The sequence below is a fragment of the Parachlamydia sp. AcF125 genome, assembly GCF_018342475.1.
In the GTDB taxonomy this organism is placed as follows: Bacteria; Chlamydiota; Chlamydiia; order Chlamydiales; family Parachlamydiaceae; genus Parachlamydia.
In genome coordinates, this window is sequence record NZ_JAEMUD010000001.1 from 1,086,308 (window position 1) to 1,103,576 (window position 17,269).

Here is a 17,269-nt window from a genome sequence, read left to right on the forward strand (position 1 = left end):
GATGCAATGGCAAGAGGTGAAAAGAATCAGTTAAAAAATATTCGTAATATCGGAATCATGGCTCACATTGATGCTGGTAAGACGACGACAACCGAGCGTATTCTCTACTATTCAGGTCGCGTACACCGTATGGGTGAAGTGCATGAAGGTGCTGCGACGATGGACTGGATGGAACAAGAACAAGAGCGCGGAATTACCATTACTTCTGCGGCAACGACTGTATTTTGGAAAGAAGCAAAAATCAACATTATTGATACTCCTGGACACGTGGACTTCACGATTGAAGTAGAACGTTCTCTCCGTGTTCTTGATGGTGCCGTTGCGGTGTTTTGTTCCGTGTCTGGTGTTGAACCTCAATCAGAGACTGTATGGCGGCAAGCAGATCGCTACGGCGTTCCTCGTATCGCATTTGTAAACAAAATGGACCGCGTGGGAGCTGACTTTGGAGATGCTGTTCGCACGATGCGCGAAAAGCTACATGCAAATGCCATCCCCGTACACTGCCCCATTGGTGCGGAAGCAGATTTTAAAGGGATGGTAGATCTCATCAGCATGAAAGCGCTTTATTTCCACGATGAGACTCTCGGGGCTCAGTGGGAAGAAGCAGATATCCCCGCAGATCTGTTGGAAAAATGCAAACAAATGCGCTCGGAGCTTTTAGACGAGTTGGCGACAATTGACGAGAATGATGATGCATTCATGACAAAAGTTTTGGAAAATCCAGATGCTTTGACTGTGGATGAAATCAACGCCGTGGTCCGAAAAGGAGTCTGCGCCAATAAATTCAATCCGGTCCTGTGTGGATCTGCTTTCAAAAACAAAGGGATTCAGCAGCTGCTAGACGCGGTTGTTAATTGGATGCCTTCTCCGTTAGACCGAGGAGCTATTAAAGCACATGACTTGGACTCTGGAGAAGAGATTGCTTTGCAACCCTCAGATGAAGCCCCGTTCTCTGCGCTTGCATTCAAAATTATGACAGACCCTTATGTAGGCCGTTTAACGTTTATTCGTATTTATAGCGGTATGTTGACCAAAGGGATGAACCTGATCAACAGCACAAAGGATAGTAAAGAGCGTATTTCTCGTCTGCTTGAAATGCACGCAAACAAACGGGAAGAAAGAGAAGAGTTTTACACAGGAGACATCGGAGCTTGCATTGGTCTTAAAAAAGCAAGTACAGGAGATACCCTTTGTGAAGCAAGCCGTCCTTTCATCTTGGAAAAAATGGAATTCCCAGAACCGGTGATTTCTATGGCGATTGAGCCAAAGTCCAAAGCTGATCGGGAAAAACTGTCTGGCGCGCTTGCTGCTTTATCAGAAGAAGACCCCACTTTCCGCGTGTCCACTAACGAGGAAACTGGCCAAACAATCATTGCAGGGATGGGAGAGCTTCACCTAGAGATCCTGCATGATCGCATGAAGCGTGAATTTGGCGTGGAAGCAAACGTGGGTAAACCGCAAGTATCGTACAAAGAAACGATCACCATCCCAGGAGCTGCTCAAACGAAGTTTGTGAAACAGTCTGGTGGACGAGGACAGTACGCGCACGTTGAGATCGAGATTGAGCCTAATGAAAAAGGTAAAGGAAACGAAGTTGTTAGCAAAATTGTCGGTGGGGTGATTCCTCGTGAATACATTCCTGCTGTGATTGCAGGTATCAATGAAGGTCTGGCAACAGGTGTATTGGCTGGTTATAACCTAGTTGATGTAAAAGTTGCGATTGTTTTCGGATCTTATCACGATGTTGACTCTAGCGAAATGGCGTTTAAAATTTGCGGTTCCATGGCGGTAAAAGACGCTGCACGTAAGTGTAAGCCGATTATCCTCGAGCCTATCATGAAAGTAGACGTCACCACTCCTGAAGCTTCTTTAGGGGATGTGATCGGAGACTTAAACCGCCGTCGCGGGAAGATTTTAGGACAAGAGAACCACAAAGGATCCGTCATCGTGAGTTCTGAAGTGCCTTTGAGTGAAATGTTCGGATACTCAACGCAATTGCGTTCGCTATCTTCAGGACGTGCAACCTATACGATGGAACCAAGTCACTTTGAGAGAGTTCCAACTAAAATCCAAGAAGAAATTACTAAGAAGTAAGGCTTATCCTATATGGCAAAACAAGAAAAACATACTAAGCAAACTAGGCAAAAAATCCGCATTCGGCTCAAAGGATATGACCAGCGTTTGCTGGATCGTTCAACCGCTGATATTGTGGAAACTGCTAAACGAACTGGTGCGGGAGTGGCTGGGCCAATCCCTCTTCCCACACGTTGTGAGAAATTCACGGTGCTTCGCTCTCCAAACATTGACCGAAAATCTCGGGAACAGTTTGAGATTCGCACACATAAAAGATTGATTGATATTCTACACCCCACAGGTAAAACAATCGATGCGCTTAAGACATTGACATTGCCTGCAGGGATTGATATTAAAATCAAAGCTTAAATCTCTTTTAAGGCTGTTTCCAAGTGAGACAGCCTTTTTATCTATCCTTATTAGAACCTTTTTCAACGCTTCTCTACCTCAAAGAAAATAGCTGGCGAAAAGTTTTAGGGAAAAGTGCATCTGTTTAAGTTGTTTTTTTCCAAATTCTCCCTTTGATGATCGTTCTAAATTCCGCAGTAGATGAAAATTCTGCATGCAGATGATATTCATCTTGTTTTTCCAGATTTAAAGCGTAAACTTCAAACCCTTCTAGGGGATTGTTTCGAAACTCCCAAGCGATTTTGCCGGGTTCAATCAGGCCTCTGCCAGTTACTTTTCCCATCGCTTCGTTTTCAAGCTCTACTGAAAAGGTGGTGGGCGTGATCTCAAAAAAACGGAAATGATTGCGCATTTGTTCGGGTGAACTTTCCATTTCCACTTGTTGAAAAGCATGTATTTCCTCCTGAACGAGAGGAGAAACAGTCCATTTTGTAAAAAATCGAAGTTTTTCTGAGGAGGCATTAAAAGAAAGCGTTCCTTCGCCAATCCAAAGGCCTGGTTGAAAAATAAAAAGTTGCTGAGACATTAAAACATAAACCTCCGGCTGTAAATACTCTGTAAAATTCCTAGGGCTGCCATCGTGGATAAAATAGAAGAGCCGCCATAGCTAACTAGAATTAAGGGCACCCCTGTGATAGGCAAAAAACCGCTCATCATGCCGATATTAATTAAGATGTGAATGGCAAGATAGACGGTGATGCCTGCCGATAAGAGTCTCCCAAATGGATCTTTAGCCACTGCGGTGGTCTGAAAACTTAAATAGATCAGGGCGTAAAAAAGGGCAATCAAAATGACAAGGCCTATGAAACCAAACTCTTCTCCAAAGGAAGGGAAGACAGAATCTGTATAAGGGAAAGGAAGCCAGCCACCGCGCGTGTAATCGCTATTGCGCCAGCCCGTTCCTGTTAATCCTCCTAAAGCGATGGCAGTCGCAGAGGCGCGCTGGTGATGGGTACGGGGATCGAGGCGATTAAATTGGTATTCTTTCATGACAAGCGTCGCATACGAACGTACAGATTCATGAGGGACGATTTCCAAAAAGATTAAGGCCACAATTGAGAGCATAAGCGCTCCTCCCCAAGTCATGATGCGGATGACCCATGGCTGAATATTTCCAAAATAAAACATCACTAGAGTGATGGGGTAAAGGACAAGAGCTGTTCCTAAATCAGGCTGCTTCAAAATAAGAAAAAAAGGAATCCCTACAATTAAAAGGCCCCCAAAGGCTGTATTCCAGGTTGAAGATTGATGGCTTTTTCTCTCTAAAAACCAACTGAGGGCAATCACTACGACTAATTTGGCACATTCCGACGGCTGAAAAGCTGCATTGATAATAGGCAAACGATACCATCGATGAACTTGCTGAATAGAATCTGTAAAAAATAAGCCAAATAAGGCAACAAGCATGCTCCCATATAAAATCCAGGCCCATTCGCGCAGTTTGTTATAGTCAAATCCTGCAAAAAAAAGATAAATCCCCCAACCTAATAGAAAACGTTGTAGCTGGTTGGCGACAACCGGAGTAAAAAAGGGCTCGTCAGCTGCATCAGGAGGGCCCGATAAGCTATATGAGGAAATAATCAAAATGCTGACAAACATTAAGCTTAGAATCACCGGAATGATTCTAAAGTCCATGCGTGTTAAATAATGATAGTTCCATATTGTCATTTTTTTATTTTGATTCTTTTAATCGCTAATTTTAAATTGATTGAGTTTGTTTGGGGCATAATGCTATTCTACATCGCAGAGGATTTTTGAGTTATGAAAATTGTCCAATACCGTTTAAATACTGTTTCATCCACCAATACGTGGGCTAAAGAACATCTCCATCAGCTTGATCGAGAGGGGGTTACTTTAGTTACGGCCGATGTCCAAACAGCTGGAAGAGGGCGATTGCAAAGATCATGGTTTTCTCCCCCTTCTCAAAACATTTATGCCTCCTTTTGTTTTTTTATTCCCCATTCTTTACGTGCTTCTTGTTGCTGTCTTGCGCAAATCAGTGCCCTTTTTATAGATGAATTGATTCAAGAACAAGGCTTGATTGCAACGATCAAATGGCCGAACGATTTACTGATCCAATCAAAAAAAGTTGCGGGCATTTTAGTGGAAACTTGCGTGGAAGAAGCTCACTTGATGGTGATCTTGGGAATTGGCCTAAATGTGAATATGTCTGAAGATGATCTGCTGCTAATTGGGCGACCGGCGACCTCTTTAAGAGTAGAAGCTAATAAAACATTTGATCGAGAAGGGCTGTTGCAAGATTTGCAGGCAAAATTTTTAAGAGACTATGATTTATTTTTAAAAGCAGGCTTTTCCCCTTTTTTTGAAAAGTATGCTAAAAAAGTTCAAGGGTTAATAGGAAAAGAGATGACCTTGAATCAAGGGCACGAGCAGTGGAGAGGCGTCATAGAAGCCTTAACAGAGGTTGGCTTTTTGCAGGTCCGTCTTGCCGACGGATCCCTAAAGGTCGCCAGCTCTGCAGAACTTTTGTGAGCGAGAATTTGATGTGAAAAACGATAGCCAGTACACCTTATTTTTTAGTGGGCATAGGCGCATCTTTCATGGATTCGAGAACTAGCTGTAAGGGCACCACTCTTTCAGGTTGAAAGAGAGGACCTTCGATAATGACTACCTGCCTAGTTTTTTCTTTTTCCCGTAGCTCTGCTAAGAGGGGAGGAGGAAAGGCTCGGTTTTGAATATTATATTGCTCTGTATAGGCATTCTGCATAGGAGCAATGCGATTAACAAGGTTAAAAACAGTCCCATCGCGATCAGAAACGAGCGTAATTTTGTCTTGATGAGTTTGAATCTGTCCACGCACTGTTAAACGGATAGTGCTTAAACGGGGGCCTACCGTTCTCATGGCTGCATTAATCGGGGCAAAAGAGAAGGGAGTATGGGGCTGCCAATTAAGTTGTAACTGCCCTGCAGCTGCATTCATAGAGGCTTTTTCTACTCCTTGAACTTTTTGAAACTCTTTTAACAAAAGTTCAGCGCAGGTAGGGGGGCATAGGGCATTTTGCCACGTGAGGGTCACATTTTGTATTTCTCCTTGTAAAGAGAAGTAGCCTACTAAAGTACAAAAAGCAAATAAGGAAGGAAATAAGTACAAAAGCTTCATGGTTTCTCCGTACTTTAGAAGCATTTATTAAGCAATTTGAGGCTCCCTTTGTTGCGAGTCATAAACCATCCAAAAAATAAATTCCAGCAAAAATAAAGCCCATCAAAACAATGAAAGGGTGCGGTAAAAGTCCAAATTTATTTTAAGAGACCTTTACATCTTGCAAAGCCCTTGCTTTAGCCTTTTGTTGTTCTCCGGTAAAATTCTCCTCCCCCATTTAGCTAGAATTTAGAGCAGGGGAATCTTTTGTCACTCCACTAAGGCATCCTTTCCTTAGGATTTAAATGATTGCTTCAAAAAAATACAAAGCCTATGGTGTTAGCATACATCTTAATGTAAAGGAGGAAAAAGATGAAAATTCAAGCCATTAAATTATGCTGGGTGGTGGTTTCCGATCTTGAGCAAGCGATTAAATTTTATCAAGAGTGTTTAGGTCTTCAGTTGAAAGAATGGAACAAAGAATTTGGATGGGCTGAATTTGAGGGGTACGAAGGGGGAGGGCGCCTTGGAGTTAGTCAAGCCAATGAGTATACGCCTCTTTCGGCGGGATCAAATGCTGTTGTGGCTTTAAACGTGGAAGATATTGAAAAAGCAAAAGAGGATTGCCAGAAGAAAGGGGTGACTTGTGTAGGAGATGTAATAGAAGTGCCCGGCCAGGTTAAACTACTCACCTGTCGCGATCAAGATGGAAATTGGTTTCAGCTGGCGCAACCGCTTTTTTAAAAAACCTCTGGAGGTCTTGTAGGGATGATTATTTCAACACTTTTTCTCCCTGCAGCCCAGTTGAGTTGATCTTTATTCGCGGCGCCTCCCCATATTTTAGCAAGTTCGCTGATCCTTCCCGAAGCTGTTAGCCCCTGCATTGGAGGAGTTTCGGATTGTGACACAGGAGTATTAGATTCCAAGATGCATGGAGGATCCGCTGAAATAAACCTTGAGCCGCTCTCCTCTTCCTGGCTAAGAGTTGTGCTCGGGTAATAAAGGTCTTCAAAGTTATTCTCCTCTTCTTCCCATTCGTCTGAGCCGCACACATTGCCTTTACCAGCTTCGATTTCACGGTTTCGATCGCTTACCACGTGGGTCGGAGTGGTAGGGGGGGCTTGTTGCGTGATTCTATTTCTGAAAACAGTTTCCACATCAGACCCTTTAGAAGAGGGTTCGGGAACGTGGTTGAGACTATGCCTTTTATTTTTTAAACATTCTCTGCTTAACCAAATAGAGGATGAGGAAGTTCGGATTGCAAGAGGGGAGGGGGGAGCAGGTGGAGGAGGAGGGAGTGATAGGAACTTTTCTTTGGGAAGGCAAGTCCCTGCAGTTTGTGCGGCTTTAACCGTATCATAGCGCGTCTTTTGCACACCCCAAGTAGAAGTTTTGAGAAGGTTGTCGAGTCCTAGGTCCACTTTTGTGCCACTGAAAACCTTTTTTAAGATTTGCATTTGTTTATACGAGCTCTCAAAAGCTTTAATATGCTCTGCTTTGATTTCGGTGAGGCTAGAAAAATCTTTCAATTTAAGGTTAAGTTGCGCGGCGCATTCTTTTTGAAGGCACTCTTTAACAGCACGGGTTTTTATAAATTGAAAATGCTTAACAAAATGGATAATACGGCGAATTAATAAGGAAAAAGGAGTTAAAATGGAACCTTCTCTCAAGGGAATATAACGGCGAATTTCTTCTACATTCTTTAGGTGATATTTTTTTACTAAAATTTGCAAAACGGCATTTTGAGAAGCAGAAGTGGTGTTGCGAAGCACTGCATCTGTCATACTATGTCCTTAGTTTGCTGTTCAATAAATAAATGACTTGTTTTCTCTAAGAAGCTTTTTGAAATGGTAAATTGCCCCAATTTTAACCGTAAGCAAAATTAATAGGTAGGTTTTTTTAACCGCTTTAACGCCTCTTTTAAAAAAAGAGAGAGGTAGATTTTTATTGTCAATCGAGCTATGAAATCGTACTATCTTGTCAAACGAATGTCATGAATAGGAGTGATACATGCAAGAATCTGTTTTCGTTTCGGGTTTCCGGACCTTTGTTACCGCATTTTGCAAAATCTTTGGCGTCTTATTAGGTATCCTTTTGGCCATTAGCGCTTTTTCCTTATTTGAATCGAAAGGAAGTGAAATTGAAAGCGAGTATTCTTTAGAAGTAGCTCCTAACGCAAAAAATGTGCGTACAGCGCTGTCTAGTACCGCGCCTGTGATTCTGGTTTTGCCTATTGATGGGGTGATCGGGGGGGAAGGATTAAATGCCAAAATGATTCGGCAGCAATTAATCGAATCTCGAGAAGGTACGCTGCATAACAATCGCGTTAAAGCGATTTTTCTAGAGATCAATACACCTGGTGGTGGGGTTTTAGATGCGGATGCCATTTACCGGGCGTTAAAAGCTTATAAAAAAGAATATAATGTGCCGGTATATGCCTATGTCGATGGGCTGTGTGCCTCAGGAGGGATGTATGTGGCTTCTGCAGCAGATAAAATCTATGCGAGCGATGTCAGTTTGATCGGCAGCGTGGGTGTAGTTACCCCTTCTCGTTTGAATCTTTCTCAGCTTTTAGATAAAATTGGAGTGCAACCCTTGACTCTGTCAGCTGGTAAGGGCAAGGATGAGCTAAACCCTTTGCGTCCCTGGAAACCTGGCGAAGAAGATAAAATGCAAGGCTTAGTTAATTTTTATTATCAACGTTTTGTGGATGTGGTGACGGCTAATCGTCCCCAGCTAAGTAAGGAAAAGCTGGTAGATGAATATGGAGCTGCTGTTTATCCTGCAAATGAAGCCTTTGCTAAAGGGTATGTTGATGGAAGTGGATTCAGTCGAGGGGAAGCGTTAACAGCTCTACTTAAGCTCATTGGAATTGAAGACGATTTTTATCAAGTGGTGAAATTCCAAGGAAAAAGTTGGTTCTCTCAGATTTTCAATGAGAAAAATGCTTTGACATTTGGGTCCATTCAGCTTAAGCTCCCTCAAGAATTAGATATAAAATTTTCTAATCAACCCCTTTACCTTTACCAACCTGGCGCCCAATAAATAACTTCAGATCTTTTTATCCTCCAAAGAGCTGCTTTGGAGGATAATCAACGAATACGTGGTTCTTAACATATGCATAACCTTTACGTTCTAGATGCTTCAGGCTTTTTATATCGCTCCTATTTTGCCATCCGAAATATGACTAATAAGCAGGGAGAGTCGACCAATGCCCTATTTGGTTTTATTCGCTCAGTATTAAAGTTATTCAAAGATTTCAACCCCGAGCATTTAGTCGCCGTATTTGATGGACCGAATAATGCCAAGAAGCGGGTGGCTTTGTATTCCGCTTATAAAGCGCATCGCTCAGCGATGCCCCCTGACCTACGTTACCAAATTGGCTGGGCGCAAGAATTTTGCTCTTTAATGGGAATTCCCTTTCTTTCTGTTCCCGAAGTAGAGGCAGATGACACGATGGGAACGGTTGCAAAGTGGGGGGAACAGCAAGGGGCAACTGTTTATCTTTGCACAAGCGATAAAGATATGGCCCAACTGGTAAATCCACATATTTTTCTTCTCAATACCCATAAAGACAATACTCTGTTGGATGTGGAAGGAATCGAAAAGGAATGGGGGGTGCTTCCCCATCAAATGATTGATTTGCTTGCCATGACCGGTGACGCCTCAGATAACATTCCTGGCCTTTCAGGCTTTGGCGAGAAAACAACAGTAGCTCTTCTCAAGCAATTTGGTTCTTTGGACTATATTTTAAGCCATCCAGATGAGATACCGGGGAAGAAAAAGCAAGAAACCATTCGAGCAGAAGCTGATTTGGCCCTTATAAGTCGAGAATTAGTCACGCTTGATTTGAGTGTTGACATCCCCAAGGAAACTTCATTCTACCGGAAAACTTCCCCCGTTATGGAGCCTTTGAAGGTTTTTTATACGCGCATGAATTTTAATTCGTTATTGCGCGAGCTTGGGCAAGAAGAGCCTGCGGAGATCCCCGCTGAGCTGGGAAAAGAAAACGTTGAATATGAGCTTATTGATGAACCAGAGGCTTTTGAAACCCTGATCAAAAAGCTTTCTGCCGCAAAAGAAATTTGCTTTGATACAGAAACGACCCATGTTCAACCTTTAAAGGCCGAAATTGTAGGAATTGGTTTTGGGACCCGTCCTAAAAAAGCTTGGTATGTCCCGCTGAATGGAAAGCTTGGAAAACAAAGAGTTTTGGAAAAAGTAAAGCCTCTTTTTGAAAACCCTTCCATTGGCTTTTATGGGCATAATGTGAAATATGATTGGCACATTTTACAAAATGAAGGCATTCATATTCAAAACCTTTGTTTTGACACCATTTTAGCCTCTTATATTTTAAATGCACATAGCCGACAACACTCCTTAGAAGTCTTAGCTTTAGAATACTTTGGAAAAGTGACCATTCCGATTAGCGATTTAATTGGAAAAGGAAAAAATGTATTGAGTATGCAAGAAGTTCCCATTGAACGGGTTTCAGAGTATTGCTGCGAAGACGTAGATTTTACCTGTCGCTTAAAGGAAGTTTTAGAAAAACAATTAGAGGAACGGGGATTACAGTCGCTGTTTCATCAAATTGAACTGCCCTTACTGCGCGTATTAGCAAAAATGGAGCGTAGAGGTATTTATATAGATATCCCTTATTTGCAACGGCTTTCAAAAGAGCTTATGCAGGAGCTAAAAGTTTTGCAACAATCCATTTATGCCGAGGCCGGTGAAGAATTTAATCTCAATTCTCCCAAACAAGTGAGTGAATTATTATTCATAAAATTAGGCATTCCTGCCCCCAAAAAAACGGCTACGGGTCTCTCAACCAGTGCCGAAGTATTAGAGTTTTTGAAAAACGACTATCCCTTAGCAGGAAAAATTTTAGAGTACCGATTATTAGAAAAATTGCGCTCCACGTATGTGGATGCACTTCCCTCTCAGTTAGATTCTAAAACTCATCGCATTCATTCCACCTTTAATCAATCTGTAGCTGCTACAGGGCGTCTTTCCTCTCAAGATCCAAATTTGCAAAATATCCCTATCCGGTCAGAAGAAGGGCGTAAGATTCGCGCCGCTTTTCGACCTGAAAAAGAGGGGTGGAGCTTTCTTTCTGCTGACTATTCCCAAATTGAATTGCGCCTTTTAGCTCATTTGAGTGAGGACCCCGTATTAATGGCGGCTTTTCAAAACAATGAAGATATTCACTCCTACACAGCAGCTTCGATGTTTGGGGTTCCTTTAGAGCAAGTTTCAAAAGAGCAGCGCTATCAAGCAAAAGCGATTAATTTTGGAATTATTTATGGACAGCAAGCTTTTGGACTAGCTAGGGAGCTAGGGATTGAGGTCAGGCAAGCTTCTGCTTTTATCGCCATGTATTTTCAGCGGTATCCAAAAATTAAAGAATATCTGGAGAAAAGTAAAGAAGATGCTCGCGTCCAGGGCAAGGCGATCACCTTGACAGGCAGAGAAAGAGTTATACCTGAAATTTTAAGTAAAAATATGCAAATACGCGCAGCTGCAGAGCGTTTAGCTATCAATGCCCCTTTACAGGGAACTGCGGCAGATCTCATCAAAATTGCCATGTTGAAAATGGATGAAGAAATCGAGAAGAGACATTTGAAAGGTTATATGATTTTGCAAATCCATGACGAGTTAATTTTTGAAGTCCCTGATGAGGAAATTCCTCTTTTTTCTCAACTAGTTCCAGAGGTAATGCAAGGGGTGATGCGATTAAATGTCCCTTTAGTTGTTGACATCCATATTGGCAAAAATTGGAAAGAATGTTAGGATATAGAAAAATAGCTGTAACAGGCGGTCTTTCTTCTGGCAAATCGTCGGTTTGTCGTTTCTTTAAGGACCTTGGCGCATATGTGGTCAGCGCCGATTTAATAGTCCACCAACTTTTATCTCCAGAAACAGCCCCAGGTCAAAAAGTCATCCGTCTTTTGGGGGAGGAGATCTTAGTTGATCGGCAGATCGATCGTCTTAAAGTTGCCCAAAAGGTTTTTAATAACCCGGAGCTTTTAAAATCATTGGAAAAAATTTTGCACCCAGCTGTTTTGGATGAAATTGAAAGAAATTATCAAACTGCCTATCGCGAGCAGAAAACCTCCCTTTTTATGGCAGAAGTTCCTTTACTATTCGAAATAGGAGCTGAAAAGAGGTATGACTGTGCGATCGCGATTCTGGCAGATCCTAAAGTTTCCCAACAACGTTTTATGGATGCAACAGGATTAGATGCTATAGCTTACGATAAACGGATGGCCCAACAGCTATCTCCTTATGAAAAAGCCTATAAAGCGGATTACGTGATTATCAACAATGGTAATCTAGCTGATGTGCAAGAGATGGTAAAAATACTTTTTGATCAATTAACCCAATAACCCTTCACTTAGGAGTCTGATTCTTTCATGAATCCCGAAAATACTCAAGAAGAGGCCTCGCCTGAGATCGTCTCAGCCGAGAAAATGACTATAACTGAAAACTCTCAACCCGAAGTCTCTTCTTCAAAAGAACAGGAGCCTGTCGCTGGAGAAATTACGCGTATTGCAGATATTCAGCGCATGAATATCGATCAGCTTAATCAATATGGGAAGAAAATTGGATTAAAGCATTTAGGCTCTTTGACAAAATCGCAAATGGTTTTTGAGATTGTAAAAGCCATTTCCGAAAATCCTCATGAGGTTCTTTATGGCGAAGGTGTCTTAGAAGTTTTACCTGATGGCTTTGGATTTCTCCGTTCAACAAATTACAATTATCTCCCTTCGGCAGAGGATATCTATGTTTCTCCAGCCCAAATTCGCCGTTTCGATTTAAAAAAAGGAGACACCGTTTGTGGGACAATTCGCCCTCCGAAAGATAAAGAAAAATACTTTGCCCTTTTAAAAGTCGACAAGATTAATGGAAAATCTCCTGAAAAAGCGCGTGAAAGAATTTTATTTGAAAATTTGACTCCGCTTTATCCAAACGAGCGGATCGTCATGGAGACCACCAAAGACAAGCTTTCTACTCGTGTCTTGGACCTTGCGGCTCCCATTGGTAAAGGGCAGCGGGGATTAATTGTGGCGCCTCCTCGTTCCGGAAAAACCATGGTTTTACAATCCATGGCGAATGCCATTGCCACAAATAATCCTGAAATTGTTCTGATTGTTTTGCTGATCGATGAGCGTCCAGAAGAGGTCACAGACATGCAGCGTATCGTGAAAGGGGAAGTGATTTCCTCTACCTTTGACGAACCGCCAGAGAGACACGTTCAAGTGGCAGAAATGGCTATTGAGAAAGCTAGAAGACTGGTGGAGCATGGACGGGATGTGGTGATTCTTTTAGATTCGATCACCCGTTTAGCAAGAGCTTATAACACCATTCAACCTCATTCTGGAAAAATCTTAACGGGCGGTATTGATGCGAATGCTCTGCATAAACCTAAACGCTTTTTTGGAGCTGCGCGCAACATTGAACAGGGAGGGTCGTTGACTATCATCGCCACAGCCCTTATCGAGACCGGATCCCGCATGGATGAGGTGATTTTCGAGGAATTTAAAGGCACAGGCAACATGGAGCTTGTTTTGGATCGTCGCCTAGCCGATCGTCGTCTTTACCCCGCTATTGACCTGATTAAGAGTGGGACTCGTAAGGAAGAGCTTCTTTACCATCCAAGTGAGTTAGAGAAAATTTACCTGCTGCGCCAAGCTGTAGCAGACTTAGCTGCAGTCGATGCCATGAATCTATTGCTTGGACGTTTAAAGAAAACAAACAGCAACGTCGAGTTTCTTCTTTCCATGAAAGAATAATTCAAATTCTTTTAAGGCTTCATCTAAGGGTGAAGCCTCTTTCACAAAATTCTTGATTTAGTTTACCTTATCGAATAACAATAGCCTAAGGAGCCTGAGCTTTAAGTGTTGGTTAGGATAATTCAGGGTAGGACATCGCACACTCAGGTTGCTTGTAAAAAAGAGCCTGTCAGCTAAATTAAAAGTCGTTATAGAAAAAATAAAGCTCAGGTTAAGTAAATTTTAATCACATGAAATGTGGGTTTAAGATGCGTTCGTTTGGGATAGCAGGTCTTGCAAGTGTATGTATAATCGGAAGCTGGTGGTTTTGGAATTACCATGAAGATATGCGTAACTTAGTCACCCAGTATGTAGAAAATGGGGAAATTGCGACCTTAGAAGCCCGTTTTACCCCCCAGCAAATTATGGATTTGCACCGAGAGAGCTTGCTAGGCGATGAGCAAAGAACTTTTCGCGATCCAGCCTTAAGGTTTCATCCCTATTTGTTTATGGAAGTTAAATTCACGCAGCTAGATAAAAAATCCCGCGAAGGGGTAGTGTTGTGGAGTCTTATTGATGGGGAAATGGTCATGAATACTCAGACCTGGGAAAAAACCCACGGTTTTGAAGATTCAATTAATGCAGGAGCTACGCGAGAAGATTTTAAGATCATGAACGCTTTAGCGCAAAATAGAGGGGTGTTGTCTCGTGAAAAATTGCGCCAAGTTTTAAACTTAGAAGAGGAAATTATCGAGCCATGGATCGATAGTGCGCGCCAAAAGCATCTCATTATTCAGCGGGGGAATGATTTACAGCTTCATTTTCAAAATCCTAAAATTTTAGTTTCCCCTCAAACAAAAATTTTTCATCGCCTTGTCACGAAGCCTTATGACCACACGCAGCGTGTGAGCCGAAAATATAGCCAAAGACAAGTTGAAAAAATCGCTCAAGCTGCCTTTGGGCAAGATTTTGCGATCCGCACCATGAAAGAAGTTTATTTGCCTGTTTATCGGATAGAAGTGGCCAACCCGGATGGATCTACCATGACTTCCTATTGGAACGCGTTGACAGGGCAGCAACTCGAAGCCTCTTATTTGGCAGATATCATTTAAAAATTTGCAAGGATGAATTCTCTCAAAGATTCCTCGGCCATTTCGCTGGCATGCCGGCTGGCTTCAATGCCACCTCTGAAAATAATTAAAGTGGGAATATTTTCCACTCCGTATTGTTCTACGAGACTCCAAGACGTATCAATATCGACTTTGTAAAATGTCACGCTTTCTTGCATATCTTGAGCGACTTTTGTAAAAATAGGCTCGAAAGCTTGACAAGAGCCGCACCAGTGGGCAAAAAACTCCACTACCACGTATCCCTTCTCAATTTTGATGGAAAAGTTTTGTTCGCCAATTTCTTCAATAGGGCTTATCGTTTTTCCTTCGACGCTAAATGCCTTGGGGGAAATGTCGCTTGCAAAGTTGACCGTTCCTATCATTAAGAATAAAGCCAAAAAAAAGCCCCTAGCATGCATTTGCTTTCCTTTTTAAAGAGAGCGTTTTATCTCAAGTTATTCGGGTAGATTTAAAGCAGAAACTCGCGCGACAATGGCTTCTTTAAGTTCCGCTATTCCCAATTTTTCCGTGGCAGAAATCTCAAATAAATTATTTGAAGGTAGGGAATATTCCTGGTGGAATTTTTGTAGGTGTTCTTCCGATTCTACCGTATCGATTTTGTTGAGGATCACCAAGTAAGGTCTTTTCAAAAGTTCTGGATTGTAAGCTTCTAATTCTTGGCGAAGCACGCGGTAGTCATCGACAGGATTGCGTCCATCAATTCCTGAGGCATCTAGGACAAAAAGCAAGAGTTTAGTGCGCTCGATGTGGCGCAAAAATTCAAAGCCCAAGCCTCGGTTTGCATGTGCGTTTTCAATAATTCCCGGAATATCCGCAATAAAGATGCGTTTATAATCGGGAAGCTGGATGTAGCCGATATTAGGGTGTAAAGTAGTAAAGGGATAGGGCGCGATTTTTACGCGCAAGAAAGTAAGAGTAGAGATTAGAGTGGATTTACCTGCATTGGGATATCCGACTAACCCGACATCCGCAATTAATTTTAGCTCAAATTCAATTTCGCAGGCCTCACCTTTTTGCCCTTCTGTGCAAATATTCGGAGCGCGATTGGTGGGCGTTTTAAAGCTGTCATTGCCTCGTCCCCCTTTTCCTCCTTTGCATAACACAATTTTTTGCCCATTTTCTTTGAGGTCGTGCAAAACTTCGCCCGTTTGAATATCTTTTACAAGCGTTCCACAGGGGACCTTAAGAATGAGGTCCTGCCCGTTTCTTCCTTTTCGGCAGTTTGCGCCCCCTTGTACCCCGTTTTCTGCTTTTAGGATGCGTCGATTGCGAAACCATTCAAGAGAGGATAATTGAATGTCGGCTTCTAAAATAACAGAACCTCCATTGCCGCCGTTACCGCCGCAAGGTCCTCCTTTGGGGATATACTTTTCTCTGCGCCAAGCAATAACGCCGTTGCCACCTTTGCCTGCAGAAATATTGACAACAACACGATCAAAAAACATAAGGGTATAGTTCCTTGTATAAATTAAATTTAATCCTGCAATGGGAAGAGTGGAAAAGGACAATAAAAAGAGGGGAGTGAGCATAATCACAGAGTTCAGCGGTGATCATGGACGCTGCCCTCTGTGATTGAGCCTGTTCTTAGGCGCCTGTTTCGATAGAAACAAACGTTTTATAAGTCTTCCGAAATGTCACAATGCCATCGGCAAGTGCAAATAAAGAGTCGTCTTTAGCACGCGCCACGTTTTTGCATGGATGCCATTTTGTTCCTCTTTGTCTAACTAGGATGCTGCCTGCTTTAACTAGCTGACCAGATCCCACTTTAACTCCAAGACGCTTTGAATGTGAGTCGCGTCCGTTACGGGTTGACCCCTGACCTTTCTTATGTGCCATGTTTTCCTCCGTTAAACTGCTGCAATCTGGGTAATGCGAATGCGTGCATATTTTTGTCTATGCCCAAATTTTCTTCTCTGGTTTTGGCGCGGTTTGTATTTAACACTTACCACTTTTTCACCCAATACAGTTTCAAGGTATTCCCCTTTCACAACGTAATTGGGAACGTGTGGTTGGCCAACCGTTGTAGAAGCGCCATCGTTTACGAGCAAAACTTCTCGAAATTCTACAACACTTCCTGGAGTTGCGTCGAGCAGTTCAACATCGATTGTAGCGTCTTTGGCAACTCGATATTGTTTCCCGCCGGTTTTAATAATTGCGTACATTTTGATCTCCCTACAGTCTTCGACCGATTTTGAATAGAAGCTCAGTTACCTCTGGGCAAAAAAATCGCCTATTTTTTTGGATATTTCCTTCGGAATATAAATGAGCCTTTTAAACATAATGCTACACTATAGCTGAAATCTCGTTTGAAATCAATCATAAAATCGGTCTAATTTTAAGCATAAAGCTTTAAGTAGAAAAATCAAAAAAGCACGCCATTGAGGAATACTGTCCTTTTAACACTACGGCTTAATTGTGTTAGGTTCTATGGGAGATAAAGGAAAAAATAATTAAGCCAAATTAAAAAATCTTGTGATCTAGCGCTAAATTGGGCTAGGAGATTAAAGGGACGAGAGGAAGGCAGGAGGCCGTGGGTTTAGTTGTAACCTGGGCTTTCTTCACCGGCTAATTTGGGGATCGATGGACCAAATAAACAACAGGAAATAGGGGGGGCAGGCGCTTTAAGGAAACCTTGGCTCAGGGCAATAAGAGATTTTGAGTAGTTAAAAAAAAAGCAGAAAAAGCTGAAGCTTTTTCTGCAAATGTGGCCAGAACTGGAATCGAACCAGCGACACAAGGATTTTCAGTCCTCTGCTCTACCGACTGAGCTATCTGGCCGGATAGAA

17 protein-coding genes and 1 tRNA gene are annotated in these 17,269 nt (G+C 42.4%); 9 read left to right on the forward strand and 9 right to left on the reverse strand.

The annotated features are described in order from the left end of the window. The first annotated feature begins 6 nt into the window (after positions 1-6). Positions 7-2,094 (forward strand): elongation factor G, encoded by a 2,088-nt coding sequence (fusA, locus tag PARA125_RS04225; protein ID WP_213157450.1) that lies wholly within the window; start codon positions 7-9, stop codon positions 2,092-2,094. Positions 2,095-2,106: 12 nt separating this feature from the next. Continuing rightward, a complete protein-coding gene (gene rpsJ / locus PARA125_RS04230) occupies positions 2,107-2,442 on the forward strand; it encodes a 30S ribosomal protein S10 (RefSeq protein WP_213157451.1) in 336 nt (111 codons plus the stop codon). A gap of 124 nt (positions 2,443-2,566) precedes the next feature. Here the strand turns inward: rpsJ and PARA125_RS04235 are convergent, their stop codons facing one another. Beyond that, positions 2,567-3,007 carry a hypothetical protein gene (locus PARA125_RS04235; RefSeq protein ID WP_213157452.1) on the reverse strand — a complete coding sequence of 147 codons (441 nt, stop codon included), beginning with the start codon at positions 3,005-3,007 and terminating at the stop codon, positions 2,567-2,569. Further along, positions 3,007-4,149: an FtsW/RodA/SpoVE family cell cycle protein gene (locus tag PARA125_RS04240; protein ID WP_213157453.1), complete on the reverse strand. Its 1,143-nt coding sequence runs from the start codon at positions 4,147-4,149 to the stop codon at positions 3,007-3,009. Before PARA125_RS04240 ends, PARA125_RS04235 begins: the two co-directional genes overlap by 1 nt. Positions 4,150-4,242: 93 nt before the next feature. Here PARA125_RS04240 and PARA125_RS04245 point away from each other — a divergent pair, with 93 nt between their 5' ends. Then, the gene (locus PARA125_RS04245) at positions 4,243-4,974 is read left to right on the forward strand and encodes a biotin--[acetyl-CoA-carboxylase] ligase (RefSeq protein WP_213157454.1); all 732 of its coding nucleotides are present in this window, start codon (positions 4,243-4,245) and stop codon (positions 4,972-4,974) included. A gap of 37 nt (positions 4,975-5,011) precedes the next feature. Here PARA125_RS04245 and PARA125_RS04250 read toward each other — a convergent pair whose 3' ends face one another. Continuing rightward, entirely contained in the window at positions 5,012-5,602 is a 591-nt protein-coding gene (locus tag PARA125_RS04250; protein WP_213157455.1) for a hypothetical protein, read from the reverse strand. 351 nt (positions 5,603-5,953) lie between these two features. On the opposite strand from PARA125_RS04250, the gene PARA125_RS04255 reads away from it, so the two are divergent. Then, positions 5,954-6,325 (forward strand): VOC family protein, encoded by a 372-nt coding sequence (locus PARA125_RS04255; protein WP_213157456.1) that lies wholly within the window; start codon positions 5,954-5,956, stop codon positions 6,323-6,325. Here PARA125_RS04255 and PARA125_RS04260 read toward each other — a convergent pair. Next, on the reverse strand, positions 6,322-7,365 hold the full coding sequence (locus tag PARA125_RS04260; RefSeq protein ID WP_213157457.1) for a hypothetical protein: 1,044 nt from the start codon (positions 7,363-7,365) through the stop codon (positions 6,322-6,324). The two genes, PARA125_RS04255 and PARA125_RS04260, sit on opposite strands and share 4 nt — an antisense overlap. A 226-nt stretch (positions 7,366-7,591) precedes the next feature. On the opposite strand from PARA125_RS04260, the gene PARA125_RS04265 reads away from it, so the two are divergent. The 5 genes from PARA125_RS04265 (at position 7,592) to PARA125_RS04285 (ending at position 14,465) form a co-directional block, all read left to right on the forward strand. Further along, positions 7,592-8,626: a S49 family peptidase gene (locus PARA125_RS04265; RefSeq protein ID WP_213157458.1), complete on the forward strand. Its 1,035-nt coding sequence runs from the start codon at positions 7,592-7,594 to the stop codon at positions 8,624-8,626. 72 nt (positions 8,627-8,698) lie between these two features. Continuing rightward, on the forward strand, positions 8,699-11,371 hold the full coding sequence (gene polA, locus PARA125_RS04270) for a DNA polymerase I (protein WP_213157459.1): 2,673 nt from the start codon (positions 8,699-8,701) through the stop codon (positions 11,369-11,371). Continuing rightward, positions 11,365-11,967 (forward strand): dephospho-CoA kinase, encoded by a 603-nt coding sequence (coaE, locus tag PARA125_RS04275; protein WP_213157460.1) that lies wholly within the window; start codon positions 11,365-11,367, stop codon positions 11,965-11,967. The genes polA and coaE overlap by 7 nt, the downstream gene beginning before the upstream one ends. 84 nt (positions 11,968-12,051) lie before the next feature. After that, positions 12,052-13,374, forward strand: coding sequence for a transcription termination factor Rho (gene rho / locus PARA125_RS04280; protein ID WP_349305670.1), 1,323 nt, complete (start codon positions 12,052-12,054; stop codon positions 13,372-13,374). A gap of 248 nt (positions 13,375-13,622) precedes the next feature. Beyond that, positions 13,623-14,465: a PepSY domain-containing protein gene (locus PARA125_RS04285; RefSeq protein ID WP_213157462.1), complete on the forward strand. Its 843-nt coding sequence runs from the start codon at positions 13,623-13,625 to the stop codon at positions 14,463-14,465. Here the strand turns inward: PARA125_RS04285 and PARA125_RS04290 are convergent. The 5 genes from PARA125_RS04290 to PARA125_RS04310 all read right to left on the reverse strand — a co-directional run bounded on the left by PARA125_RS04290 (position 14,462) and on the right by PARA125_RS04310 (position 17,261). Beyond that, on the reverse strand, positions 14,462-14,860 hold the full coding sequence (locus PARA125_RS04290) for a thioredoxin family protein (protein ID WP_213157463.1): 399 nt from the start codon (positions 14,858-14,860) through the stop codon (positions 14,462-14,464). The two genes, PARA125_RS04285 and PARA125_RS04290, sit on opposite strands and share 4 nt — an antisense overlap. A gap of 57 nt (positions 14,861-14,917) precedes the next feature. Then, the gene (gene obgE / locus PARA125_RS04295) at positions 14,918-15,928 is read right to left on the reverse strand and encodes a GTPase ObgE (protein WP_213157464.1); all 1,011 of its coding nucleotides are present in this window, start codon (positions 15,926-15,928) and stop codon (positions 14,918-14,920) included. A 139-nt stretch (positions 15,929-16,067) separates the two neighbouring features. Then, the gene (gene rpmA / locus PARA125_RS04300; RefSeq protein WP_213157465.1) at positions 16,068-16,319 is read right to left on the reverse strand and encodes a 50S ribosomal protein L27; all 252 of its coding nucleotides are present in this window, start codon (positions 16,317-16,319) and stop codon (positions 16,068-16,070) included. An 11-nt stretch (positions 16,320-16,330) separates the two neighbouring features. Continuing rightward, on the reverse strand, positions 16,331-16,645 hold the full coding sequence (gene rplU, locus PARA125_RS04305; RefSeq protein ID WP_213157466.1) for a 50S ribosomal protein L21: 315 nt from the start codon (positions 16,643-16,645) through the stop codon (positions 16,331-16,333). A gap of 543 nt (positions 16,646-17,188) precedes the next feature. Further along, positions 17,189-17,261, reverse strand: a tRNA-Phe gene (locus tag PARA125_RS04310). Positions 17,262-17,269: the final 8 nt, after the last annotated feature.